Here is a 26,207-nt window from a genome sequence, read left to right as displayed (position 1 = left end):
CCCCGCCTGTCGAAAGAACTCTTGGAGTGGCTTAACAAGTTTCACGTGCTTGGTAAGCTGCAACTTAACACTTTGGATTCGCTTGAAGCGCGATCGCTTCGGCATGCGCGAACAAGTTGAGGCGGCGAAGGTCCTCGATCTTGGTCCAGGCCCCCTCCAAAAGCTCGGCGCCATGAACGACAATCGCCAGACACTCGGCGCGGCTCACGGCGACGTTGAAACGATTTGGGTTAAACAGGAATTCCGTTCCGCGCGGAGCCTCGGTGCCCCTTGAAGTTGTCATGGAAACGATAACGATAGCCGCCTCTTGCCCCTGAAACTTGTCGACGGTGCCGATCTGCGCGCCTTCAGGCAGAAGCTGCTTGAGAAGATTCACTTGCAGGTTATACGGCGCAACGATCAGAATATCCTTCAGCGTTATTGGCATCTCTTTGCCATCGCGAACCACGCTATGAGTACAGGCGTTCGTGACGAGTTCCACGATGGCTTCTGCCTCGGCACGGCTCGATTGCGTGCAGCCATCGTGCGCGACAGGAACGAAGGACAATCCCGCCGACCGGAGCGCGGGATGCGCATCTTGCTTGAGTACGAGATAACGTTCTGCCGTTGAGAAATGCGCTTCCAGACGTCCGTCATAGATCGCTTCGGAAATAAAAGTGCATAACGCAGGATGCAGCCTGTGCGTTTCGTTCAAAAGGATACCGCGATCCTCAGCTACCGTCGCCTTGCCTTCAAGAAGATATTCGAGGGAGGACAGTCCGGTTTCGCCGGGATGCACGCCCTGCACGGGCTGCGGCAACTGCATCTGATCCCCGATAAGAACGATATTGGCGGCGGCACCTGCCATGGCAACAAGATTACCGAGTGACACCTGTCCCGCTTCATCGACAAATAGGTAATCATAAGTTCCGCGTTGATCTTCCGTGCAAAAGTGAAACGCGGTCCCGCCAACGAGGCGGTGTTCGGATGCGGCCTGTTTTGAGTCTGTGATCGTCGTGATGTTGAGACCTTTGAACTCTGTCTCAGGCTTATCCTTATTGCCCTTCTTGACACCGCTAAAACGGAAGCTCGCCTTTGCTGCAAGTTTCTCCACCTCGCCCAGCAACTTGTTGATCGCTTTATGGGAGTTCGATGAAACACCCACGCGCTTTCCGTCGCGTAACAAAGCAATAATGGCGTGCGCGGCGTTATATGTCTTACCCGTACCCGGCGGGCCCTGAATGAAGAGATAGCTATGATCGAGATCCAGCACGGCGCGGATCACGGCGTCAGTCAGCGGCTCATCGGGGTTCCGTACCGGGGCAGCCACGCGACCCCTCAGGCGGGGCGGACGGCGCATGAGTAGGTCGACCAGCGCCTGGTCTTCGCGCCTGGGGCCGCGAACAACGCGATCGGCAAATGCGATAACTGCGTTGGGAAGACCTTGCAGGTTTATCGGTGCGGGAACCAGGCTGAACCGTTCCGGCATGGCACCGGATTTCACGCCACGGCGTAGCACAACAGTGCCATCCTCGGCCGAAAGCTTCACGATGCTCCCGGCGTAACCTAAGGTCTCGGCAATACTGGGCGTATCACCGACTTTCAGTTTCGTATCCTGCGGTGGAAAGACATAAGTCGTATCCTTCGACTGCTTCACCTGAACCGCAGGAGCATTAGCATCGAGCCGCAGACCGCCAAGGCTTTCGGCGTCATCGATCAATTCATCTTCGGACCAGGCCTGCCGCTCAAAAACCGCCCACCATCCCGGCTTTTGCGATCGCTGGTGAAACCACAACAACTCTGCCACCAGTTCACGCAAGCGCGCATCTCCGTGCGGCGATGCGCGGACACTTGCGGCGAGCGCTTGTTTGCGTGCTTCTAGCTGGGCGCGTTCGACCGATCGTTCGCGCTTCTCCTCGCGGGTGTCATCAACAATTTCGAGATTGATACCGGCAGGCCGCAAGCCTTCCAGCCAGTCCCGCAAATGCGCGGTCGATACGCAGTCATCCTTGTTGTAATCCGCGATGGAATCGAGAATTGCGTTGTCTCCGCTAAGACACCAGCGCTCGTATTCCACGATACTGCTGGACGCGGTTTTCACCTCGCCTGTTCGCGCGTGCCAATAGATTGCTTCAAGGTCTTTGAGTGAATAGGCCTCCGTTGAAGCACGAAGTGATTGAACCACTACGCGATAGAGATCAACGAAGCGGCGCTCGCGCAGGAACTGATCGAGCTCCGCCTCCATCGTCGCATAGCGCATGGCAAGATTTTTGAGGTGCGCGGGCTCATAGGCAGCATAGTGATAAATGTGCGCCGCGGGATGCCGCGCGATCTGCTCGACAAAGAACCGTATCGTGGTTTCAAACGCGACTTTTTCTTCGGCTGGATTATGAGCCCAGATAGGTTTGAAAGTCGGTTCTTTCGCTCCGCTGAAGCGCGCAAAGATACCGAAGAGATATTCGAGACCTGGGCCCGAAAGCGGATCACCCTCCATGTCGAAGAAGAGATCGCCATCATCTGGCGCGGGGAGCATCGCAAATCCACGGCCCCGCGAGGCCGGTAACAACTCGAACGCGTGCTGGCCAGTTTTCGCGGCGTTGAGCTGAAGGCGAGCCTGGGCGGACAGTTTTGCGACCGTATCAGCGCCCATGCCGTCGATCTTGGTAGCCGGCGGGAGTGCAGCAAGCTGGGAAAGCGTCTGGATGCCGGTAGCCGCCAGTTTCACCACCTGTGCGCCGCTGAGACCCGCGACAAAAAAAGGGCTATCGGCCTTCCGCCATTCGTCTTCGCAACGGGCCTTAAAATCGCATTGCGAACATGCGGCGCAAGGCTGGGGTTTCGTGACCCGCGCCTTATCGGCGACGAAACGCTCGAAACCGCGCTTAAGGCGACTAAGAATGTATCGGGTACGCCGGAGGTCAAAGCGTTCTGGTTCATTTATTGCGACGTGGATCGCGCCACTCTGTACGGGAATGCCAAACAAGATTTCGAGCAATTCGGCATAGATCCCGAGTTGCAGCAGATGTTCGCCCTTGGCCTTGCGCGAGAGCTTGGCATCTTCAGGTTCAAACCGCGGTGCCTCTGGCGTGCCCGTCTGCAAAATGAAGTCTGGGTAACCGAGCCAAGGCTCCTCAGACAGCGCTCCCTGATAGATGAGCCTCGCCCCACGTTCGATTGCCTCTCGTGTGAGTTGCACGCGATCGGCCAGACTTCCCTCAGCTTTGATGTGTTCAGCGGAACCATGCAGCTTTTCGAGCTGGGCAAGTACCGTTGCTTCGTGCTCGAAACCTTTGTCGCGAATAAGCACGAGCGTCGCATCGACTTCACCCTCCGGCTTGACATCGTCGAGCCAAAGGGCCGCCTGGTGCGGACAACCGAGAAAATCGTTAAGGCGGGATGCTGAAAGTGGTTTCATGGGTTTGGCATGTAAAGGCATGATGCGACAGAATTGGACGTAACAACTAAAAATCAGGAGGCTCTTTTAGAATCGAGGTTATAGCCAAAGCGTAGCGGCTCCTCGTGGTGCGCCAGTGCCACCCGTAATTCGGTGGTCAATTGCTGGCGTAAGGAGATCGGTTCGACAATTTCGATCTTGTTGCCCCACGAAAAGAGATGCCAGGCCAGTTCGAGCATGCCGCTGGCGCGAAACCGTACGATGACACCGCCTTCAGGATGATTCTGGACCGTTTGGCTGGAGTGGAAACGATAGTTCTTGAAGTCATCCATGCCGCTCGGCAGGACGTGCAGCACGATATCTTCCTGCTGCCCTTCGAAATAGGCAAAGGCAGTGTTGGCAAATTTCACGAGGTCAAAATCGGTCGGCGGAGATGCTGCTGCATCGAGGCACTCAATGTTTTCGATCCGGTCGAGACGCCAGTTCTTCGGCTTCGTGGCCCCGGCATCCGCGCCGATCAGATAGTTCATGCGGCCAAAAATGATGCCAAACGGAATAACGTCGCGTGATGCGCCCGGTCTTGAGCCGCCGTGATAGGTAAACCGCAGCATCTTCATTCCGAGCAGTGCTTTTCGAAGGACCATTAAGACAACCGGGTCTTCCGCTGGCTTCGGTCCTGCCTGAACGGCGATGAGTTCGGCTAGCAAAAGAGCTTCCACGTCGGTTTCGGTCGCGCGCCGCCGCCCATGTCGCATCGCAGCACGTATTTTTGTACCCAGTTGGGCCATGGATCCAGCGCGGGCTGTAGCACCCGCCTCGCGCAGTTCTGCCACGGCCATGCCGAGATCACTCAGTTCTTCCGTCGTCGGGTCCTGAAAGAAGCCGTCAAGCCCTTTGGGAATGTGGAAGCGCTTCGTCGGGTGATCGGAGATTTCCTCCATCTGCGGGAACACATCGCGGATGGTGTCACGCATCCGCTCGACCGTGCGACGACTGCAACCCGTCATCTGACACATCTCAGCCAGCGTCAGGCCCTCGGCGCTGCTTGCCAGGGCGCGGGCGAGTTCGAGAATTTTCTTCGTTTTGTCCAAGCGCATGCCGGGCACGTCCGAATCTGACGTAGCACCGTAGCAAAGTCTATCCTGCCGGTCACCCCAAGTTGAAACGACCGGAGAACTAACGCCATACGGAGGCACAGATGAACTCGGAAATTGACAAAACGCCGCAGGACGGCGGACGCAGTGAGAAGGCTCGTGGCGATCACAATCATGATGGTCATGGCCATCATCACGGTGACCACCACCACCACGATGATCACCATCAAGACGGACCGTGGAAGCTCAATGTCCAGGGGGTGGTCATTGAATCGCTTCACCCGGAAATCGTTGTGCGGCACGCCATCAAGCAGGCAGGCTTCAATCCCGACACGCCGTGGATCATCATTCTGAAGATCGCGGGTGAGCCGAAGAAGGAAGTTGACCTCAACTACACGATTGATCTGCGCCACAACGGCATCGAAAAGCTACGGCTGACGCCCCGGCAGATCAACAACGGTGAAATGGCGGCGGCACGCCGCGTCCAATTCGCTATGTTGCCGCAAGATGAGCGGCATCTCGATGATCTCGGACTGCGCTGGGAAACATTGGTCGATGTGGGCCGCCGCTGTCTTATTCTTCGCAAATACCCGGTCCCGCCGGGCTATCGTGTATCCGCGACAGATATCGCGATCGAGGTGCCGGTCAGTTACCCCGGCGCCCAACTCGACATGTTCTATTGTTACCCCCCGCTGGCGCTCCTATCGGGCGCAGTGATTGAGCAGACTCAGCACATGGAAACGGTGACGGGCTTGCTCTTTCAACGCTGGTCTCGTCACCGGCCGTGGGATGCCTCCCGGGATACCCTCGCGACGCACCTCGCGCTCGTTGACGAATCTCTGCGCCGTGAGGTCGAGCGATGAAACGGCAGGTAACGCTTGTTCTTCCGCAAAAGATCTCTGATCAATTGCGTGAGCATCTTTTCCCGGGCGACGGCCTTGAGGCCGCCGCTCTGCTCCTTTGTACGCTGGTTGGCAAGCGCCGGAGCAAACTGCTTGGTCGCGAGATCATCGCGGTGCCGTATCAGCACTGCACACGAAGGTCGGATTCAATCACGTGGCCGGGCGAATATGTGGAAGCGGCCATAGACCGGGCGGCACCGCGAGGCGATATCGCGATCGCGGTGCATTCTCACCCTAGCGGGTTCTACGCTTTTTCCGACATCGACGACAAAAGTGATCTCGCGCTGATGAGCGCCCTTCAACAGGGCACTAATCAAGTAGCCGGTTCTGCGATTATGATACCGGACGGAGCGATGCGCGCCCGTATCTACGAGAATGGCCGAACCGCTAGAAACGTCGATCTGACGATGGTCGTCGGCACCGACATTTCCTCATGGTGGAACGAAGGTGCGACGGCTGCTGGCCCCATAGTGCCAGCAATGGCCTTTACCAGCGGGATGCGCGCCTGGCTCGGGAAGCTGAGCGTTTGTGTGATCGGCGTGTCGGGAACAGGCTCGATCGTGGCCGAACAGTTGGCGCGTCTCGGCGTCGGTGAAATTATACTCATCGATTTTGACAAACTGGAGGAGCGCAATCTCAACCGAATCCTGAATTCGACTCTTCTGGATATCGGCTCGCTCAAAGTCGAGACGTTCGCGAACGCGATCCGTCGGTACCGGCCCGATTGCGAGGTTATTCCTATTTTGGATTCGGTTGCCACGGCGGACGCGATTTTGGCGGCATGCGAAGCCGATACGCTTTTCTCCTGTGTCGATACTGCCGAGGGACGCCATATTGCGGATCGGATGAGCGCCTATTTTGCGTTGCCGCTGTTCGATGTCGGCGTGGCGATACCGACCCGGGAGACGTCGACCGGCGAACGCCGGATCGAAGAGGTCTATGGGCGCGTGGATTATGTCTTTCCAGGCGGATCAAGCCTGATGGATCGAGGTGTCTACGATGCCGCGCTGCTGGAGAGTGAGTATCTCGCACGGGTCGCGCCTGATGCTCATGCCCAGAAGATTAAGGATGGCTATTTGCGCGGCATGGCCGAAGAGGCGCCAGGGGTAATTACCCTAAACATGCGGGCGGCGTCGGCCTGCGTGATCGAATTCATCGCACGGCTCTTCCCATTCCGGGATTTTGCAAATGAGGCGCGGGCGCGTTCGATATTCATGCTGGCGGAAGGGGACGAAGATACGTTCGCGGAAAGTCAGTTTGTTGCCGACAACCGGTTTCCAGTGGCGGCGGGCGAAACAGACCCGCTGCTTGGGCTGCCAGCGCTTGCTCAACGGCGGAGGGTGGCATGAAGCAGAAGCCATTATGGTGGCGCCGGCTTGCCGCGGCTCTGACGCCGCGACGGTCCATGGTGGTCGTCGAGGGGGACATGCTGCCCAAGAGGCTGCCGCTCTGGAATCTCGTGGTCGCTCGGGAAGACGACGAGGACTGGTCTGTAGGCTTACGGTGCCCGTGCGGTTGCGGTCAGCGGCTGGAGATGCTCCTGCTCAAGGGTGTGAAGCCGAGGTGGGATATTTCGGTCAATCAACATGGGCACGTATCTTTGCATCCATCGGTCTGGGTGGGCGAAGGATGCAAATCGCATTTCTGGGTTCGTGCAGGGAAAGTTGTTTGGTGCGAATAGCGGATGCCCTTGCATGAGCCTAATGTAGATTAGGTCTGGGTGACCTCGTTGGTAAGCACTTGTCTTGCGAGGTTGATGGCAGACCGAAAACTGACGCGGGTCGGCTCCCGAAGCCGGCCTAGTTGGAAATGGCTTGCCATCCTGTACAGGATGTCGTCATCCGCAAGGCGGACGCGAATATACGGCAAGGCCAGACTTGCGAGTTCGGCAACGGGTGTGTCGGTGTGAGACCTGATTTCCGATTGGCCCTTCCGATAGGGGACCAGGATAGTTTCGGGTGAATTTTCTCCCCAGATTACCGTGCGGCCGTCATCCTCAGTCTTTCGATATCGCCTTCCGACGACCTTCGAAACCGCTCTCTGGATCCGGTCGCCGGACCGTTGAAATCCGTGGGCACGGGCGATGCGCGCAACCAGCACGTCTTCATAGATTGGAGCCTCGTGCTTTAGCGCAAGAGCGACCATGCTGTTCAAGACAGCCTCGTACTCCCGGTCATAAAACCGCGCCGGATCGAGCCTCACCCCCAGCAATGAAAAGTTCGTCGCAACATATTCGTCATCGTTCGGCGTACCGGCAGGAGGCGTTGCGGGTTGTCCACTAGGGTTCGATGACAAGTTGCGTTGCTTCGCATCCGGAATGCCGTCGAACAAGTCCGGAGCGCCTCGTCGATCCGCCAGCGCCGCAACGTTTTCCTCGTCGTTCAACTTGGCGACAATGTCGCAGATACGGTCAATGTAACGGGTCTTCTCAATGGGATTGGTCCCCTGCCGAAGATACCCCGGAACCTTGTCAAACCAGTCGTCCGGTTCGACAAACCTCTGCCGCACGAAGGTCTCGATCATCGCATCGCGCAAGATGGACCGATGCGGCTCCCAGTCGGCCATTTCATTGCCAACCACCTCGTCGCGAAACTGGCGCAGCGCCTCGAAGCATTTGGCTTCAGTGAGCGATGATTTTTCTTGCAATCCCCCATTTGTCTCCGGCTGTACCGGCTGCTCCTCGCCACCCGCTTCCGCAGCATCTGTCTCGGGTGCACCAACATCGGCCGACCCGCCCACGGATTCTACCGGCTCTGCTTCGTCGACGGGCTGCGTCGCCTCCGTCACGATGGCGTACTCGGACCGTGCGACCGCCGGCTTACGCCGCAACAACTCCAGCTTCTCAAGGAGACGGGTTGTCTGAAGCGAAGGATTGTCGAACCAGTCGGTCGACCAAACGCGGACGATGTCCCAGCCCTTGTCGTTCAGGACCTCCTCTCTCAGGCGGTCCCGATCACGGGCGCTCTTGCTGCTATGGTAGGTCGCGCCATCGCACTCAACTCCGGCAAGGTAGCGTTCGGGGTGGTCCGGATGGCGGACCCCCAAGTCTATCTTGTACCCGGAAACCCCGACCTGATAGTCGATGACGTAGCCCCGCGCCCGCAGCCTCTCCGCGACCTCGATCTCAAAGTCGCTGTCGGCATCCGCGCCCGGTCCCGAAAGTACGGACACACGGCCGCGCGTTTCCGCGTACTCCAGATACTTCCGCAAAACATGGACGCCTTCGGAGCTATCCGGCGTCGGCACGACGTCGGCCGATCCAAAAGAGCAAAAAAGTCCGATACGTGACCGCGCCCGCGAAAACAAGACGTTCAATCGACGATGCCCCTGCTTCCGGTTGATCGGTCCGAAACGCTGCTTGAGCACGTTGGTACCGACCTCCGGACCGTACGTCATCGAGATGAAGATGAAATCGCGCTCGTCACCCTGTACGTTCTCGAGGTTCTTCACGAACAGTTCCTCGCCCTTGTTCAACACCTTCTCACGGTATTGGTCCACCAGCACGTCGTCGTCGATCAGGCGGTTCAATTCCTGCTGAATCAATTCCATTTGCTGAATGTTGAGCGCCACGATACCGAGCGACGGTATCTCGTCCTCATCAAGGGCAGCGTGGTGCCGCATGAAAGTGATAGCTTCCTCCGCGACGCGGCTCGCTTCCGTCGGATTGCATCTCGCCTGGAACGTTCCCTGCACCCGCACGAGGTCGATGGAAAACGAGGCCGGCTTCGACGCCGGGAAAGTGATCAGTTCCCGGCGGTAGAATTGCTCGTTGGAAAAACGGATCAGGCTCTCGCAGCGGCTCCTGTAGTGCCACCGGAGCGGACGGCGTTGACCGAAGGTCTTCTGGCAGCTTTCGAGAATGGATTCATCGTCGAGGTCCTCGAAGTCATCGTCATCGCCCGTCCCTGCGTCTCCGGAGCGCGCGAAAAAGTCCGTGGGCGGCAACTGCTTCTGGTCGCCGACCACCACTATCTGCTTGGACCGAAGCATGGCGCCGAGCGCGTCCTCGGGCCGCATCTGCGACGCTTCGTCGATCACGAGAATGTCGAAGCTCAGGGACCCAGCCTTCATGAATTTCGCAAGCGACAGCGGTGACATCATGAAGCACGGCTTGAGCGCCTGTATGGACTTCCCGGCCTGGGCCAGCAGTGTCCGCACGGGGACGAACCGCTTTTGCTTGGCGATCTCGTGTTCGAGAAGCGCCATCTCCGTCCAGGTCTTTTTCTTCCCGAAGTCCGAGCCCGGGAAAGGCTTTTTGGTGAGGAGATTTGCCTTGATGCGCAGCCGGTCGTCCTTGATCTTGGACCGGTCCTTTTCAGCGAACTGCTTCCTGCGAACCTCAAGGGAAGAGCCCGTGTTGTCCTGAAGGGCGCTTGCCGCCTTTTTGGCAAACTCGGCGCCACGCCGCGCGAGCACGGCCTCAAGCAATTGAGGGAGATGCAGCGGCGCAATCCGCTCGCGGTCGGCACGCTCGAGAAACTCACCAAGTCCGAGAGACTCCAAAGTCCGCCGCTCACGGTACAGGGCGAGCAACTCGCGCAATTCCTCTTTTCGCTCAAGAAGTGCCGCCACCTGCTCCGAAACGATGCCGGGCTCCGACCCGGCATGGGCCGCCGTTCCGAACTGCGAGCTCAACATCTCCACCTGGCTGTCATAGATGGCGAGCGGGCCTGCCGCCCGGTTTGCAATGGATTTCAGCCGGGCGAATTCGTCCGCCGCCGTCGGCGAACTCAGCCGCCGGAGCAGATTTTCCGGCATTCCGATCGACTTGACGGCTCGAAGCCAATCAAGTGCGGCGAGCGCTTTCGCTTCGCCGTCGGGGAGGCCCGCGAAATGCTCGGCGGCGACCTTGAGCGGACAAGCGTCCAGGACCGACCGGACCCTGCCGCGCTCGAGTTCGAGCTTCGAGATTTCGACTAGTTCCCTTATCGGAATCTCAAACGCGGCCAGGGCGTCGACTCCATCCACGGCGACGACCCGGCGCATCAAGGCGATCTGATTATCCAACCTGTTCATCGTGAGGTCGACCGATCGGTCGTCGAGAGGGGCTGTCCGCGCCGCGATGATTTTGCGCAGATTGGTCGCCGACGCTTCCAAACCATGAAGGCGCCGGACAGCCTCCTGCGGGATCTGAAGCAGGCGCAGCGTCAAGTCGCGCCCGACGCTGTCCGTAAGATATCGCCGCACCTTGATGCCGAAATCGATGACATCGAACTTGGTATCCAGACCGAGCCAGCTAGTGCTCAAAACCCGCTCTGCGCCTTCATCCTCTTCAAACGTGTCGATGGCATCGACGTGATCGGCCAGCGCCGCCAAATCATCGGCGGGTTTTTCCGAATCCGCCAGACCAAGACGGGCGACGAGTTCGTTGACCGGCTTTGCGGCCCCGCTTATCGCAGCGAACGCACGGCCCAGATTACCCTTTTTCAGCAGTACGGATGCGTTCCTCAGCGATCCAGGAGCGGGCCATGCCTCTCGTCCATACGCGGACAAATACTGCCGCCACTCGCGCTCCTTTGCGGCCAGGGAGACCCAGCGCTCCCGTAGCGGTCCGAACGCGGCCACGTCGACCGATTGATTTATGTAGAGCGCGGACCGGTGCTCCTGGGGAATCCTGGTCGACGCTATGATAGCTTTCGCAACCGCATCGAGCAATGTCGCAGAGCACTTCCCATCGAGCTTGAACAGCTCAAGGACCGGAGAAAACTCAGCGATCGCATTCTTGAGCAGCAGGTCCTTTTCGACGGTTTCGTTGGCAATCCTGAGCAGATCCGCCGGAGTGTTCTCAAAATAGATTTCCGACAACGGCATCTTGCCAAGTTCGACGGCCGACCGAAACACTCCGATACTCTGTGTTCCGATCGACGGACAAGCCGCGAGCGCCCGCGCGACCTCGTCGAGCTTTCGTTGCGAGTTCAGGGCCCGGATGAGCTCATCCGGATCGAGATGCGCGAGCTCCCCTACCAATTCGGGAACGGGCCCGTCTTGCAGCGCCTCACCAGCTTTGACGGTTGCCCTCAGGTCGGCAATAGAGCCTATTTCAAAGTCGGAGTTGTCCACGATGCAGGACGAGAGCGTGCGCGCCGACCCGTCGATTTTAACCAGGCACGCAAGCAAATCATCGATCTGCGCGCTCTGGACATTACCCAATCCGGCCTTGCTCCAAAGGGACTCCGCCGGATGCCCAAACGAACCCAGGAACGTTTCGCTGGCGCCGGCAAATCGACCCAAATCGGCCTCGACTTGCGAAAGGTTGGCAGCGCTGTTGAGCAGTTCCGGCGGCAACCCGACCCCAGACAAGGATTCAACGGCACCAGAATTCAAAGTCGATCCCCGCAGCGCCTGCCAAATCAGGTCGAACGGGGTCCGGCCGCTCGCCTGGACAGCGTGCAAGGCGTCGAGATACCGGGCAATCTCAACCCTATTTTCGTGCTGAGAACGTCCGGGTGACGCCGGCACTGCGATCGGTCGGACTTTCAACCGCTCTTCGATGCTTTCGAGTACCGCCTTGGGCGAAGACTTGTCCGAGTGAAGCTCGAGGCAGAATTCACCGATCCCGGCCTTTCCAAGCCTGCGCTTCACCACCTCGAGCGCAGCCTGCTTTTCCGCCACAAAGAGGATCGTCTTGTTCGCTGCCAGGCCGTTCGCGATGATGTTCGCGATCGTCTGCGATTTCCCTGTCCCTGGCGGACCATGGATCACAAGGTTATGGCCCTTCATGGCGTCGATGAGAGCGCTATGCTGCGACGCATCGGCGTCTTGAATCAAAAACGGAGCGATGGCCTCGATTTGCGGGTCGTCTATCGGATAGTCCGCCGGATCGCCCGGAAGCAGAGCACCATCTCCAGTGCCCTTGGTGCCGTCGCTGCCCCGCAAGATCGACCCAACAAGGGGGTGATCAATGGGATCCACCGTCCAGTTGTCCGGGCTCAAATCCGCGTAGACTGCAAACCTGCCGAATGCGAAATGGCCGAGGACCATCCATCGGCGAATCTGCCAACGTCCGAGCCCCGTGATGGCTTCCCTGACCCCGTCGAAGTATCCCTCGATCGAGCCGACTTTCTCGTCGTCGCCATTTTCAAATACGGGAAGTTTGCGGTGAAACGCTGCGTTGGTCTCGAGAAGCTTTTGGAGGCTGAGGTTTGATTCAGCCGAGCCTTCGCTCGCCGACAACGAGTAGGTGTTTTTACCGTACTGCTTTTTGACATCAACCGTCACCGGAAGAAGCAACAGTGGGGCGAAGGCCTTCTTATCGGACGCGTCCGACTCGTACCATTCGAGGAAACCGAACGACAGAAAGAGGGTCGAAATGCCCATTTCCTGTTCCGCCAGTTTCGCGTCCGCGACGATCTTACCCATCATCCGGTCAAGCTCGTCCGGAAACCTGAGCGTCTGCAGGGCTCCATCGCTATGCGAAGCCTTGGTCTTCACGGGGCTGAGTTCGAAATTCGGATCGATGCCGGCCTGGCGGGCGAGATCCGCCCGGTTGATATCAGCCTTCTTGGGGCGAGGAGGAAGCCCGAATTCGCTCCTAATATGGTCGCGAAGTTCGCGTTCGAGCTTTGCCAACGCCAATTCGTCGTCGCGTCCGGCGCTCTCGAGCGCCTCCAACTTCGTCAGGTACTCAAGATGCGAGACCTTCGCATGCTCAAGAGCGCCTATGAACTCTTCAGTTTTTTCTTCCGGTGGTACGTCCTCCGGCTCATCCAGCGGCGCTATCCGAAGCGTTGCGTCGTCGCCGGCCAACTTCTTGTAGATCTCGTCCATGACCTCGTCGACGATCTGCAGGTGCCTTTTGGACCTGCTGCCGAGGTTATAATTCAGCATCCGGTTCTTCTTGGAGAGATCAAGCAGCTTCAGGCGGAGGCGTCCGTATACCCCGGTCAGTCGGCTCTGCTCGCCGAAATCGTCAGCGATGGTCACCGGATTTCCCATGGTGCGCAGCTAACAAATCCAAGCTCCTCCCCATTGAGCGCAACTTATACCGCCTTACTCATCGCTCTTGCTCGCTTCCTCTTATGCAACCAATCCCGGACCGCCTTTTCTACGGCGTGGGACATCTTGATGTCGTCCTCAACCGCCGCGACCTTGACTGACTTTATGACTTCCTGGTCCATGATAATCAGAACCTGTCTTTTCCCCACTGGCGCACGAGCACGGGCCTTAGCGGGTCTCTTTTTCGGCTGGGATGACATCTGAGGTCCAAGTTGGCAGGGCTAATCAGGTTGGCACGAGGAACGCGCACCCGCAATAGTGGTGCCGTCATTATAGTACACTACGTAGACGCTGAGGGCACATGTGGCCGACGCCAGCGCAAGTCGTGATCGCGTGGCTCTCCTATCGCGTGGTTAGTCAGGGTCGCACTTGGTGCGACTGCTGATAGTACGCGCGGCTAGTTGGCAGTACTTCGTGCCGTCGCCAGACTGCCCGGCTCGGGCGGCAGTCATGATCGAACCAATCTCCGCTAATAGTCTCCGCGAAACGGGAGTTTTTCGGGAAACGGCCGGAGACTTTCCGCCATTTCGCCCCGGATATTGGAAGACCCGGAGCGTAGAGACCAAGTCGAAGGCGCGAAAAGCCGGGATTTCCGGGCCTGTCAGGCGCAGGTTGTCAACTTCGGCGGAACGCAGGACTGGTTGGCTGGGGCGGCAGGTATCGAACCGCCAAATTGCTGACTGTGGGCCAGCGATCCTTGATCGCTCAAGGCCAGCCAAATCAACTAGCCACCATGCCGCTTAGGCCGCCCCACCTGTCGCGGCCTTGACGCCATCGCCTCAAAATCCAGCCCCTCGAACATCGACCAGTCGATCTCCTTGGGCAGCTCGAAATTCGCCAGTTCCTGGCACTGCTTGCGGCGCAATTCGGCCCGCGTGCCGTAACCGGCATGAGGGTCGCTGGCCCGATGGCCCATCTGAAGGCGGGTCGTTTGGGTGTCGACGTCTTCCTCGATCAGCATGTCCTTGCCGCCATGCCGCAGCGACTGACCGACCTCGATGTTCATTCCGGCGGCGCCGCCGCGCCTGAGGAGCTTGTTGATCCGGTCGGAAGCGGTGTCCGAGGGATCCTTGCAGGTCTGCAGCAATCGAAAGAGAAAGTTGTCGCCCTGCTCGGTAGCCCAGTCCACGAAGCCCCACTTGCGGAACGCGCTGTGCAGCACGAAGAACCGGAGGCTTTCATCGGTCTTGTAGGGAACGCGGCGGTAGATCCCGACCTTCTTGTCGAAGACGATCCCGTTGACGCGGATGATATCTACGCCGTGCTTGGTCCCGAAATCGCTGCCGCGGATCCAGGGCACGAGGCCGACCCGGCGCGTCGACAGCAGGCACAGCGGTCCAAGCATGGCGTCGTCGAGATAACCTGAATCCACCCCGAGCCGGAACACGCGGTTCAGAGTTTCATAGTCGATGCTCTCTCGCTTCACCGAAGGCTTGGCGTAGTCGGGCCATCGCACGCGAAAGCCCTGGAATGGGTCACGCAACCGATGCAGCCCCGTTGCGGTGTGGATCATTGCGCGCACGATCTGCACGTAACCGTCCTGCATCGTCTTGAGCGCAATCGATTCGTAGCAATGCTCCGCCTTGTTCTTGGCGATCGCAGCCTTAATGCCCATCGCCAGCAATTCTTCCGTCTGATCTCCCTTTTGGGAGAATTGCAGCGGCAGATATTGCAGTTCATTGACATAGTTCTGCAGGTCGATCGGCATGTACTGATCGAGCGGCCGATCTCCGACCAAGGTTTTGAACACGCTGGTGCGCCAGCGAGCGGTGCTGATCGCGCCCGCGGAAGCGCCGCCATTTTCGCGGATCGCGAGGTATTCGTCCTCGATCTGGCTGAACAGCGGCGACGGCCCGGCATTGGCCTCACGCTGTTCGGGAAGCGCAGCCGGTGGATCGCGGCGGACCGGCACGACGGGACGATCCACCCTGTCCGAAGCGGGCTGGTGGATCGCGGTGGCCTGCTGCAGCAAAGCAAGCTGTCGATCGGCGACCTCGGCGAGCTTCCCGATGGCATCCGTCAGAGGTGCGGCGAGCGGCGGAAGCCCCTCGCCGGCGCGCCAGCGATCCCAGATGTCGTTGCGCAGCAGGTCGGCACGTCCCGTCACGGTTGGGTGGCCCGCATCGCCCTTCTTGACCTCCTGCTCGACCAGGACGGCCTCCTGGATGGCGGCGAGGTCCCGCATCGCAGCGGGCGAGAACACCGGCGGCGGGGCCGGGTTTTCGAACCTGGCCGCGGCTTCCTGGAGAAAGGTCATCATATTGGCGAGGAATTCCTCCGGGCTGTCGCCCTTGGGAAAGCCGACGTCGCTGTGCGGAAACTCACTGTACGCTAGACCTTCCAAGTGCCTCCTCCATTCACCGAACCCGGCTTGCGCCAGCGTGCCAAGCCAGGCAGCGCGGCGTTGGGCCTCCCTCTTGGGCAGCACGCCGAGCCGTACCCGAATAGGAGCGCATGGGCCGCAGCCGGGAGCAAGCTCGCGGGGTGGTCGGATCTGGAAGAAATACGTGGAAAGCCGATGAACAAGATAGGACGGCGCGTTCCGCCGGCGGCCGGTCTGGCGCTTGTTCGCGGCCGTGCCGCTGTGGACTACCTTATGGACTACATCGAGGGATACACGCTTCGGCACTTGCACACTCACGCAAGCCGGAAACGCAGTTTTTCAAGGGTTTCTCGCTGGGAGAAAGTGGCGGATAGGATTCAAAAACTGGCGGAGAGGGAGGGATTCGCCCCCCCCCGCAGCCTTACGCTTTTCAAAAACCATCGCCACTCGTGCTGCTTGCTACAACGGGCTGTTTGGCTGCAGGAGAGCGTGACTGCGCGCATTGATCACCGATACTTTCGCCTGTATCAATGAGATATCCCTCGTGGCGAAACATCGATCGGCCAAGTCTGGGAAATCAAAGGGTTACGCTGGAATTGGTAGCGGGAGAGGGACTCGAACCCCCGACCCCAGGATTATGATTCCCGTGCTCTAACCAGCTGAGCTACCCCGCCACAGGGCTCGCGGGGGCCGAAACGGCCGATCTCGCGAACGCGCGGCATATAAGGAAGGGGGCGGCGGGCTGTCAAGCAATCCGCCTTCGCTGAAACTTCCGCCTACGCCAAGGCTCCCGCCTTCGCTAAAGCTTCGGCGGGCAAGTCGGCGTGACAAATTTGGCCATTTGGGCACTGAATCCGTGATGGCCGGGCTTGTTCCGGCCATCCACGCCTTCATTTGTTGCCCCAAGAACGTGGATGCCCGGGACAAGCCCGGGCATGACGAGATTGGGATGCGGAACGGCCCTTATTTCGGCCTTACCGTCGGGTCGCCGCCGGGGCTGCCGGGGGCGGGATGACGGGGTGTTGCCGCCGGTGTCGGGCGCGGGGCGTGCATCTCGGGATCGACGCCGGAGGGCGGGCAGATAACGCCGTCGGATTTGGCCAGTCTGTCGCCGAGCGGTTCCGGGACTGGCCGGTGGTGGTGCCGTCGGCCGGACGGTTTGGCCGGTCCGCGGGCGTGCAGCCGGTCGAATGCTGCGGCGACGGCGGCGCGGTCTGCTGCGGCGGGGTGGCCGGGGCGGGCGGGGCCTGCGCGACCGCGGCGCCGGAGGCCGCGATCAGGAGGCTTGTGAAGATGAGTTTCGATGTTGTGCGCATGAAGCGGAAACGCGCAGGCTATGCCGCGTGTTCCGGCCCCACGATCACGATTTCCGGTAACGGATCAGCGAAAAATGTCCCATCGGCGACATGGCGCGCCGCTCCGCGAGCGTGATCCCGCCGTGCCTGGCGGCCCAGTCGACCAGGCGCTGCCATGGGAATTCCGGGCGCCAGCCGAGGCGGCGGGCGACCGGCGCGAAGGCGAGCTCGAACAGCTTTCGCGGTCCACTCTCCGCGCCGATGTGGTTGACAAGGATCAGCTCGCCGCCGGGCTTGAGCACGCGCACGAACTCGTCGAGCGTGCCTTCGGGATCGGGCACGGCGGTGATGACATATTGCGCCACCACCGCGTCGAAGAAGCCGTCGTGGAAGGCGAGGTTCTTCGCATCCATCACCGAGAGCACTTCGACATTGGACAGCCGCAGCGCGCGCACGCGCGCCTGCGCCTTGCGCAGCATCGGCTCGGAGATGTCGACGCCGCAGATCTTTGTCGTGCGCGAATAGTCCGACAGCGACAGCCCGGTGCCGACGCCGACGTCGAGGATGCGGCCGCCGATCCGGTCGGCCTCCGCGATGGTCGACTGCCGCCCGGCGTCGAACACTTTGCCGAACACGAGATCGTAGACCGGCGCCCAGCGGCCATAGGCCTTCTCGACCCCGGCCCGCGAGATGTCTGCTGCCATGCCCCCTGCCCTGCCTCGGAAATTTTTAGAGTGTGATGAATGTTGGTGGATTCAAATGTCGCCGCGCACTCGGTGCACCTCCCCCGCTTGCGGGGGAGGTCGACGCGCTCGCAAGAGCGCGGCGGGTGAAGGCTTTCTCCTCTCGCGAGATATCGCGTGTGGAAAGACCCCCTCCCCAACCCTCCCCCGCAAGCGGGAGAGGGGGCGCACCTGCCTCGCGGTAGGAGCTGAGACTGATCTCATCAGCTTTAGCCGCGCACGGCTTCGGCGAGCGGCCGCACGGCGCTGCTCGCGATCTTGGCCGCCGCGCTCTGGATGAAGCCGCCGCCGAGCACGCGCGCCTGGCCCGAGGGCGCGTCATAAAATACGCAAGCCTGGCCCGGCGAAACGCCCTCTTCGCCGGCGACGAGCTCGACCTCGTAGTGACCGTTGCCGCCGCGCAGCCACGCCGGCTGGGGGCTGCGGGTCGAGCGCACGCGCACGAACATTTCGAGGCCGTTGCCGATGGCGCGGTCGATGTCGCCATCGCCGAGCCAGTTGACGTCGCGCAGCACGATGCGGTGCATCTTCAGCGCATCCCGCGGGCCGACGACGACGCGGCGGTTGGCGGCGTCCAGCCGCACCACGAACAGCGGCGCGCTGGCCGCAATGCCGAGGCCGCGGCGCTGGCCGACGGTGAAATTGGCGATGCCGTGGTGCTGGCCGAGCAGACGGCCGTCGAGATCGACGATGTCGCCGGGATCCATCGCGTTCGGCCGCAGGCGGGTAATGATGTCAGTGTATCGGCCCGTCGGCACGAAGCAGATATCCTGGCTGTCGTGCTTGTCGGCGACCGCCAGCCCAAATCGGCGGGCGAGCTCGCGGGTCTCGGCCTTGGTCATGTCGCCGAGCGGGAAGCGCAGATAGTCGAGCTGCTCGCGCGTGGTCGCGAACAGGAAGTAGCTCTGGTCGCGCTCGCTATCGGCCGCGCACACCAGCGCGCGGGAGCCGTCGGCGAGGCGCCGCGAGGCGACATAGTGGCCGGTGGCGAGCGCGGCGGCGCCGAGCTCACGCGCGGTCTTCAGGAGGTCGCGGAACTTGACCGAGCGGTTGCACTCGATGCACGGCACCGGCGTCTCGCCGAGCGCGTAAGAGTCGGCGAAATTGTCGATGACGGACTCGCGAAAGCGGTCCTCGTAGTCGAGCACGTAATGGGGAATGCCGAGTTTTGCGGCGACGTCGCGGGCGTCGTGGATGTCCTGGCCGGCGCAGCAGGCGCCCTTGCGATGGGTCGCCGCGCCATGGTCGTAGAGCTGGAGCGTGATGCCGACGACGTCATAGCCTTCCGCCTTCAACAGCGCAGCCGTCGTCGAGGAATCGACGCCGCCCGACATGGCGACAACGACCCTGGTGTCCTGCGGACGGCCTTCGATATCCAGACTGTTGAGCATGGTTTTGCGGTTTTGACGGCGGCGTTGGCGGTCCGCGATATGCTTTTGGCCGGGGCACAATGAGTCCCGGGGAACTCTGGTTCCTCCGGGGCTGGCTGGCCCGGTCAAAAGCGGCTGAGAGCACTCCTTTAATATAGGCGGCATTCCGGTGAAGCAATCGCGCGGGGGGCCGGCTTAGGGCAATTCTTGCCGAGGAGGCAGAAATGGCGGGGTCGCGGAGAGCCTCGGGTCGCTGACCAAGACGCATCAACATATTGATTTTACTTGATAAAATTGCTTCGCGCGAGGCTGGCCCGCTCCTTGCTCCCTCTTGTCCGAAGATGTTTTCAAGGGGTCGCCTGTGGTTGGTGTGACGTCAGATGTAACTTCCAGCGCGCAAGTCTCCAGCGCGCAGCAAAAGCTTGCCCGGTCGCAGGCCTCGAAAGACACCTCCGCGAACGATTCCTTCGGCTCGCTGGTCGACAGCAATACGCAGGCGATCAGCAACAACGCGGCATCGCAGGCGCAGGACACCGCGCCGCGCCGCACCGATTCCGCCTCGTCGTCCTCGCCGGACAAAAGCCCGCGCGATACGTCCTCGACCGCCCCCTCCTCGCAGAGCAAGGCGAGCGACGACACCGATCCACCGGCAACGGCCGATAGCGACACCACGACCGATCCGGCCAAGGCACCCAGCAAGACCAAGGACAAGTCCGAGGCCTCCGGCACCAAATCGACTGAGAAGTCCGAGGAGTCGAAAAGTGACAAGGCCGACGGCACCGACGGTCTCGCTGCCGCCGTGGATGCCGCAGCCGCCGCGCAGACCGACCCGACCCAGGCTGCCGCGCCCGATCCGAACGCGATCGTGGTCGCCGCGCCTGTCGTACCGGTCGATCCGAATGCGGCCGCGAACCAGGCCGCCAACACGGCTTCTTCGCCGCTGACGATCGCCGCCGCCGGCCTCGCCGCCAGCGCCTCGACCGCGGCGCAGATCGCAGGCGCCAAGACCGATACAGCCACGCCCGGCGACAAGAGCGCCAAGACGGCCGGCGCTAAAGTCGACGCGGACACCTCGGCGACGCTGGCGGATACCGCGACTGGCACGCTAGAGGCCACCGCGACCGATGCGAAGGCCAATGGCGGGCTGATCGCCGCTGTCGACCAGGGCACGCCGAAGACGTCGTTCAAGGCCGTCGCCACGGCGCAGGCCGACGTCGCCAATATCGGCCAGGACGCGGGCAAGCCGAACGCGGACGCCACGACGCAGAATCCGGCGATCGCGACGACCGCCGCCACGCATCCGCAAGCGGCAAAGCCGCAGGCCGACGCCGGCGCGGCGGACGCGAAGGCCGGCGCCTCCGACCACACCGCCGATGCAACGCCAAGCGCGCCGACCACGCACGCTCATGCAGGCACGCAGGCCGCTGTCACCGCAACAGACACCAGCGCGCAGGCGGCCTCCGCCGTGCAGGCGCCGCTGACCAATACGACCTCGGCTGCGACCGCATCGACCGCGACACTCACGGCCACCGCTGCAACCGCGACCGCCGTGCCGCTCAACGGCGTGCCGATCGAGATCGCCGCGGCGGCGCGGGCCGGCAAGACCCGGTTCGACATCAGCCTCGATCCGGCCGAGCTCGGGCGCATCGACGTGCGCATCAATGTCGACCGCAACGGCCAGGTCACCTCGCATCTCACCGTCGAGAAGCCGGAAACGCTGTCGATGCTGAAGCAAGACGCGCCGCAATTGCAGCGTGCGCTCGACGATGCCGGTCTCAAGACCGGCAGCAACGGGCTTTCGTTCAGCCTGCGCGACCAGAATTCGTCGGGCCAGAACTCCGGCCAAGGCAACGACAATAACGGCAATGCCCGAAGGCTGATCATCAGCGACGAAGACGCCGTTCCCGCCGTGCCCGCTGGGCGCGGCTACGGCCGTATGCTCGGATCGAGCAGCGGCGTCGACATCAGAGTTTGAGGAGTATCCGACATGACAACCACAACAGGCGCTGCACCTTCGGTTGTTTCAGGCACGACCCAGCTTCCGTCGTCGTCCTCGTCGAGCTCGAGCTTGGGCTCGACCACCGGCGCGACGCTCGCCGGCAACTTCCAGACCTTTTTGACGCTGCTGACGACGCAGCTTCAGAACCAGAACCCGCTCGATCCGCTCGACACCAACCAGTTCACCCAGCAGCTGGTGCAGTTCGCCGGCGTCGAGCAGCAGCTCAAGACCAACGACTCGCTCGCGACCCTTGTCAGCCTGCAACAGACCACGCAGGCGACCCAGGCGCTCGGCTTCGTCGGCAAGACCGCCGTGGTCGACGGCTCGACCGCGACGATGAAGAGCTCGTCCGCGACCTGGCACCTCAACGTGCCCACCAGCTCGACGGTTGACATCTCGGTGACCAACAGCACCGGCCAGACCGTGTTCACCGGCAAATATACCGCCGGCGCCGGCAGCGACATTCCCTTCACCTGGAACGGCCAGGGCAATGACGGCACGCAATGGCCCGACGGCAAATACACGATCTCGGCGACAGGCAAGGATGCCTCGGGCAACTCGGTCGGCATCGCGGCGCAGGTGCAGGGCACGGTGTCGTCGGTCGACCTGACCCAGTCGCCGCCGCTTTTGACCATCGACGGCCAGACCTACACGGTCAGCCAGGTGAAGAGCATCGTCAGCAGCAGCACCAGCAACTGAGGCGCGCGCCTCGCCTGATAAGCTGTGTTTGCACGCTCTATTCGTTAGTAAAGTATTTACGAAGACCCCCTCGACCGGCCTGGACGCACCCGTCCCGCCGGCCGAGACGGCCGCGTTCCACCAAGTTTCAACGAGAATTGTATTGAAGCCTTAGGCTTAGCGGATTTTTAAGCCGCCACGCGTAGGGTTACTCAGTGAGTTCAGTGGTTGAGAGTTTGTGAGTACGCCATGACAGAACCCCATCGCCCGAGGGTAAAATACGTCATCGGGCCGGACGGTAGTCCGTTGACGATCGCGGATCTGCCTGCACCCGGCACGAAACGCTGGGTCATCCGCCGCAAGGCCGAAGTCGTCGCCGCCGTTCGCGGCGGACTCCTGTCCCTCGAGGAGGCCTGCAGCCGTTACACCCTGACGGTCGACGAATTCCTCTCTTGGCAGTTTTCCATCGACCAGCACGGTCTTGCGGGGCTTCGCACCACCCGCATTCAGCAATATCGCCAGTAAGCGATCCGGAAATCTGCGGCTTTTGACGAAAATCGGCCCCGCCCCGCGAGGCCGATTTTTTTCATGACGCCACTTTTGTCCCAGCCCTTAACCTTTGTTAACCATATCGAAACCATCACCTAGGCAATAATTGCCCAGTCGGCCTTTCCAGGGAAAGCAGCCGAATCTTCTGGGGCGGTTGCTTGCAAGGTCTTACGGACTTTCTGAAAGGTATCGGCGCCGCCCGGTTCGGGGCGATGATCGCGGTCACCGCCGCGCTCGTCGGCTTTTTCGCGTTCGTCATCATGCGGGTCACCACGCCGCAGATGACGACGCTGTTCACCGACCTCAGCGTCGAGGATTCCTCCGGCATCATCAAGGACCTGGAGCGCCAGGGCATCCAGTTCGAGCTGCGCAACGAGGGCACCATCATCATGGTGCCCAAGGACAAGGTGACCCGGCTGCGGATGAAGCTCGCCGAGGGCGGCCTGCCCAAGGGCGGCGGGGTCGGCTACGAGGTGTTCGACAAGTCGGATGCGCTCGGCACCACCAGCTTCGTCCAGAACATCAACCATCTGCGCGCCCTGGAAGGCGAGCTCGCCCGCACCATCCGCGCCATCGACCGCATTCAGGCCGCCCGCGTCCATCTCGTGCTGCCCGAGCGCCCGCTGTTCTCGCGCGAGGCGCCGGAGCCGTCGGCCTCGATCGTGGTCCGGGTCCGCGGCTCGCTGGAAGCGCAGCAGATTCGTGCCATCCGCCACCTCATTGCCTCCGCCGTCAACGGCCTGAAGCCGCAGCGGGTCTCGATCGTCGACGAGGCCGGCCAGTTGCTCGCCGACGGCGCCGCGACCGATCCGGAGCAGGCGGTCGGCGACGAGCGCCGCACCGCCTTCGAGAAGCGGATGCGCAAGCAGGTCGAGGATATCGTGTCCTCGGTGGTCGGGACGGGGCGCGCCCGCGTCCAGCTCTCCGCCGATTTCGACTTCAACAAGGTCACCCAGACCTCGGACAAGTTCGATCCCGAGGGCCGCGTGCTGCGCTCGAGCCAGACCCGCGAAGAGCAGAGCATGACCGCCGACAACAACGGCCAGGTCACCGTCAACAACGAGCTGCCGGGCAACCAGCAGAACAGCGGCGTCGCGGCAAAGGACCAGAGCAAGAAGTCCGAAGAGACCAACAATTACGAGATCTCCCGCACCACCAAGACCGAGGTGACCGAGGCCGGCCGGGTCAACCGCATCTCGGTCGCCGTGCTGGTCGACGGCATCTACTCCAAGAACGAGAAGGGCGACCTGGCTTATCAGGACCGCACCAAGGAGCAGCTCGACCGCATCGCCACCCTGGTGCGCTCGGCGATCGGCTTCGACCAGAAGCGCGGCGACCAGGTCGAGGTCGTCAATCTCCGCTTTGCGGACGCGCCCTCCACCACCCCGATCAGCGAGCCGAGCGGCTTCCTCGGCATGCTCCAGTTCACCAAGGACGACGTCATGTACTTCGTCGAGCTCGGCGTCATGATGCTGCTCGGCCTGGTCGTGCTGTTCCTGGTGGTCCGGCCGCTGGTCAAGCGCATCCTCGCTTCCGACGATGTCGCCGCCGCCATCTCCGGTGTCCTTAGCGGCCCCGCGGCGGGCGACGATGCCGCGCCGGCCCCCAGCCAGGCTCTCCTGCCGGGCGCCGCCGCAAGCGCAATCGACGTCGCTACCATCCAGGGCCAGGTCCACGCCCAGTCCGTTCATCGCGTCGGCGAGCTCGCCGAGCGCAACCCCAATGAAACCGTCGCCATCATCCGCCAATGGCTGACCGAACCCGTGAAATGATTCGAGACGAGAGCTGACATGGCCGCCTCCCTGCAAAATGCCAACTCGAACGACATCACCAGCGTGATCTCCACGCTCGGTCAGCGTGCCGGCAGCCGCGCGGGCGCCACGGCCGGAGCAGTGGCGGGGCCGAAGCGCGCCGCGATCCTGATGCTGGCGCTCGGCGAGCAATATGGCGGCAAGATCTGGTCGCTGCTCGACGACGAAGAGGTGCGCCAGCTCTCGCTGGAAATGTCGACGCTCGGCACCGTCGAGGTCGACACGGTGGAGGACATGCTGCTCGAATTCGTCTCGCGCATGTCGGCCTCCGGCGCGCTGATGGGCAATTTCGACGCCACCGAACGGCTGCTCCAGCAATACCTGGCGCCCGAGCGCGTCCACGGCATCATGGACGAGATCCGCGGTCCTGCCGGCCGCAACATGTGGGAGAAGCTCTCCAACGTGCAGGAAGAGGTGCTCGCCAACTACCTCAAGAACGAATATCCGCAGACCATCGCGGTGGTGCTGTCGAAGCTGAAGTCGGAGCACGCCGCGCGCGTGCTCGGCATCCTCCCCGAGGAGCTCGCGCTCGACGTCGTCAACCGGATGCTGAAGATGGAGGCGGTGCAGAAGGAGGTGATCGAGAGCGTGGAGAAGACGCTGCGCACCGAATTCATGTCCAACCTGTCGCAAACCCGCCGCCGCGACGCCCACGAGGTGATGGCGGAAATCTTCAACAATTTCGACCGCCAGACCGAAACCCGCTTCATCACCTCGCTGGAAGAGGACAACCGCGAAGCGGCCGAGCGCATCAAGGCGCTGATGTTCACCTTCGACGACCTCGTGAAGCTGGATTCCGGCTCGGCCCAGACCCTGATGCGCAACGTCGACAAGGACAAGCTCGGCGTGGCGCTGAAGAGCGCCAACGAGGACGTCCGCAACTTCTTCTTCGGCAACATGTCCTCGCGCGCGGCCAAGATGCTCCAGGACGACATGGCGGCGATGGGACCGGTCCGCCTGCGCGACGTCGACGAGGCGCAGGCTCTGCTGGTCAATCTCGCCAAGGACCTCGCCGCCAAGGGCGAGATCATGCTGACCAAGAACCGCGCCGACGACGAGCTGGTGTATTGATGGGCGCACCCGCGAAATTCCTGTTCGATACCGACTTCGCCGCGCCGGACCGAACGCGCGAGAAGGCCGCGACCGCGGCCGAAATCGTCCAGAAGGTCGCGGAAGCCGAGGCACGCGCCTATCAGGACGGCTTTGCGGCCGGCCAGCGCGAGGCCAAAGCCGAGAGCGACCGCCGTGTCGCGCTCGCCATTGAGGAGATCAATATCGCGGTCCAGGGCATCGCCTCCGGGATCGGCAATATCGAGGCCAAGATGGAGACCGAGGCGGTCGACGTCGCCGTCGCGGTGGCGCGCAAGCTGTGCGCCGACCTGGTCGCCGCCGAGCCGCTCGGCGAGATCGTTGCGCTGGTCAAGGACTGCTTCTCGCATCTGGTCGCGACGCCGCACCTCGTCGTCCGTATCAACGACGCGCTCTACGACAGCGCGCGCGAGAAGATCGAGCGGCTGGCCAAGCAGAGCGGCTTCGAAGGCCGGCTGGTGATTCTGGCCGAACCCGACATTGCCACCGGCGACTGCCGGATCGAGTGGGCCGATGGCGGCGTTGTGCTGGAGCGCGGCGCCATCGCGGCCAAGGTCGATGAACTCGTCGGACGCTACATCGCGTCCCGCAGGGGGAACTAAGCCATGAGCGACACTGACGGACAGGTCCCGCTGCCCGACCTCAACGGCCCGATACCGCCGACCGGCACCGACGTCGGCTACAACGAGGACGAATATGCGTCGCGCGTCGCCGCCGACCTCGAAGCCGTCTTCGACGTGCCGGTGCAGGTCTCGGCCGTACTCGGCCGCTCCAAGATGGACGTCGGCGAGCTGTTGAAGCTCGGACCCGGCACCGTGCTCGAGCTTGACCGGCGCGTCGGCGAGGCCATCGACATCTACGTCAACAACAAGCTGGTCGCCCGCGGCGAGGTGGTGCTGGTCGAGGACAAGCTCGGTGTGACCATGACCGAAATCATCAGGACCGAACGCGGTTAGCGCAGGGAATGGCGCGCGGCAGCGCGAACA

Annotated in this window: 16 protein-coding genes, 1 tRNA gene and 1 pseudogene; 10 read left to right on the top strand and 8 right to left on the bottom strand. The window is 61.7% G+C overall.

The window, feature by feature from the left end:
• Window positions 1-64: 64 nt before the first annotated feature.
• A complete protein-coding gene (locus tag IVB18_RS07490; RefSeq protein WP_247988566.1) occupies window positions 65-3,394 on the bottom strand; it encodes a TM0106 family RecB-like putative nuclease in 3,330 nt (1,109 codons plus the stop codon).
• A 53-nt stretch (window positions 3,395-3,447) separates the two neighbouring features.
• Window positions 3,448-4,470, bottom strand: coding sequence for a WYL domain-containing protein (locus tag IVB18_RS07485; RefSeq protein WP_247988565.1), 1,023 nt, complete (start codon window positions 4,468-4,470; stop codon window positions 3,448-3,450).
• 101 nt (window positions 4,471-4,571) lie between these two features.
• Between IVB18_RS07485 and IVB18_RS07480 the strand changes: the two genes are divergently transcribed.
• From IVB18_RS07480 to IVB18_RS07470, 3 genes are read left to right on the top strand one after another with little or no spacing between them, the layout of a single operon-like run.
• On the top strand, window positions 4,572-5,330 hold the full coding sequence (locus tag IVB18_RS07480) for an E2/UBC family protein (RefSeq protein WP_247988564.1): 759 nt from the start codon (window positions 4,572-4,574) through the stop codon (window positions 5,328-5,330).
• Window positions 5,327-6,718 (top strand): ThiF family adenylyltransferase, encoded by a 1,392-nt coding sequence (locus tag IVB18_RS07475; protein ID WP_247988563.1) that lies wholly within the window; start codon window positions 5,327-5,329, stop codon window positions 6,716-6,718. Before IVB18_RS07480 ends, IVB18_RS07475 begins: the two co-directional genes overlap by 4 nt.
• Window positions 6,715-7,050 carry a DUF6527 family protein gene (locus IVB18_RS07470; RefSeq protein WP_247988562.1) on the top strand — a complete coding sequence of 112 codons (336 nt, stop codon included), beginning with the start codon at window positions 6,715-6,717 and terminating at the stop codon, window positions 7,048-7,050. The genes IVB18_RS07475 and IVB18_RS07470 overlap by 4 nt, the downstream gene beginning before the upstream one ends.
• Before the next feature lie 29 nt (window positions 7,051-7,079).
• Here IVB18_RS07470 and IVB18_RS07465 read toward each other — a convergent pair whose 3' ends face one another.
• The 6 genes and pseudogenes from IVB18_RS07465 to mnmA all read right to left on the bottom strand — a co-directional run bounded on the left by IVB18_RS07465 (window position 7,080) and on the right by mnmA (window position 19,116).
• Window positions 7,080-13,292 (bottom strand): DUF3320 domain-containing protein, encoded by a 6,213-nt coding sequence (locus IVB18_RS07465; RefSeq protein WP_247988561.1) that lies wholly within the window; start codon window positions 13,290-13,292, stop codon window positions 7,080-7,082.
• Window positions 13,293-14,088: 796 nt separating this feature from the next.
• Entirely contained in the window at window positions 14,089-15,708 is a 1,620-nt protein-coding gene (locus IVB18_RS07460; RefSeq protein ID WP_247988560.1) for a hypothetical protein, read from the bottom strand.
• A gap of 576 nt (window positions 15,709-16,284) precedes the next feature.
• Window positions 16,285-16,361: transfer RNA gene (locus tag IVB18_RS07455), tRNA-Met, on the bottom strand.
• Window positions 16,362-16,650: 289 nt separating this feature from the next.
• Window positions 16,651-17,003: pseudogene (locus IVB18_RS07450) on the bottom strand (hypothetical protein).
• Window positions 17,004-17,047: 44 nt separating this feature from the next.
• Entirely contained in the window at window positions 17,048-17,686 is a 639-nt protein-coding gene (locus IVB18_RS07445; protein WP_247988559.1) for a class I SAM-dependent methyltransferase, read from the bottom strand.
• Between the two features lie 248 nt (window positions 17,687-17,934).
• Window positions 17,935-19,116 (bottom strand): tRNA 2-thiouridine(34) synthase MnmA, encoded by a 1,182-nt coding sequence (mnmA, locus tag IVB18_RS07440; protein ID WP_247988558.1) that lies wholly within the window; start codon window positions 19,114-19,116, stop codon window positions 17,935-17,937.
• Between the two features lie 340 nt (window positions 19,117-19,456).
• Between mnmA and IVB18_RS07435 the strand changes: the two genes are divergently transcribed.
• The 7 genes from IVB18_RS07435 (at window position 19,457) to fliN (ending at window position 26,177) form a co-directional block, all read left to right on the top strand.
• Window positions 19,457-21,070: a flagellar hook-length control protein FliK gene (locus IVB18_RS07435; protein WP_247988557.1), complete on the top strand. Its 1,614-nt coding sequence runs from the start codon at window positions 19,457-19,459 to the stop codon at window positions 21,068-21,070.
• 12 nt (window positions 21,071-21,082) lie between these two features.
• Window positions 21,083-21,793: a flagellar hook capping FlgD N-terminal domain-containing protein gene (locus IVB18_RS07430; RefSeq protein ID WP_247988556.1), complete on the top strand. Its 711-nt coding sequence runs from the start codon at window positions 21,083-21,085 to the stop codon at window positions 21,791-21,793.
• A gap of 228 nt (window positions 21,794-22,021) precedes the next feature.
• Window positions 22,022-22,297 (top strand): DUF1153 domain-containing protein, encoded by a 276-nt coding sequence (locus tag IVB18_RS07425; protein WP_002714638.1) that lies wholly within the window; start codon window positions 22,022-22,024, stop codon window positions 22,295-22,297.
• A gap of 182 nt (window positions 22,298-22,479) precedes the next feature.
• On the top strand, window positions 22,480-24,093 hold the full coding sequence (gene fliF, locus IVB18_RS07420; protein ID WP_247988555.1) for a flagellar basal-body MS-ring/collar protein FliF: 1,614 nt from the start codon (window positions 22,480-22,482) through the stop codon (window positions 24,091-24,093).
• A gap of 18 nt (window positions 24,094-24,111) precedes the next feature.
• Window positions 24,112-25,203 carry a flagellar motor switch protein FliG gene (gene fliG, locus IVB18_RS07415; protein ID WP_247988554.1) on the top strand — a complete coding sequence of 364 codons (1,092 nt, stop codon included), beginning with the start codon at window positions 24,112-24,114 and terminating at the stop codon, window positions 25,201-25,203.
• A complete protein-coding gene (locus tag IVB18_RS07410) occupies window positions 25,203-25,823 on the top strand; it encodes a FliH/SctL family protein (RefSeq protein ID WP_247988553.1) in 621 nt (206 codons plus the stop codon). Before fliG ends, IVB18_RS07410 begins: the two co-directional genes overlap by 1 nt.
• A 3-nt stretch (window positions 25,824-25,826) precedes the next feature.
• A complete protein-coding gene (gene fliN, locus IVB18_RS07405; RefSeq protein ID WP_247988552.1) occupies window positions 25,827-26,177 on the top strand; it encodes a flagellar motor switch protein FliN in 351 nt (116 codons plus the stop codon).
• The last annotated feature ends 30 nt before the right edge of the window (window positions 26,178-26,207 follow it).

Source organism: Bradyrhizobium sp. 186, from assembly GCF_023101685.1.
GTDB lineage: Bacteria > Pseudomonadota > Alphaproteobacteria > Rhizobiales > Xanthobacteraceae > Bradyrhizobium.
This window is presented reverse-complemented; position numbering and strand designations above follow the sequence as displayed.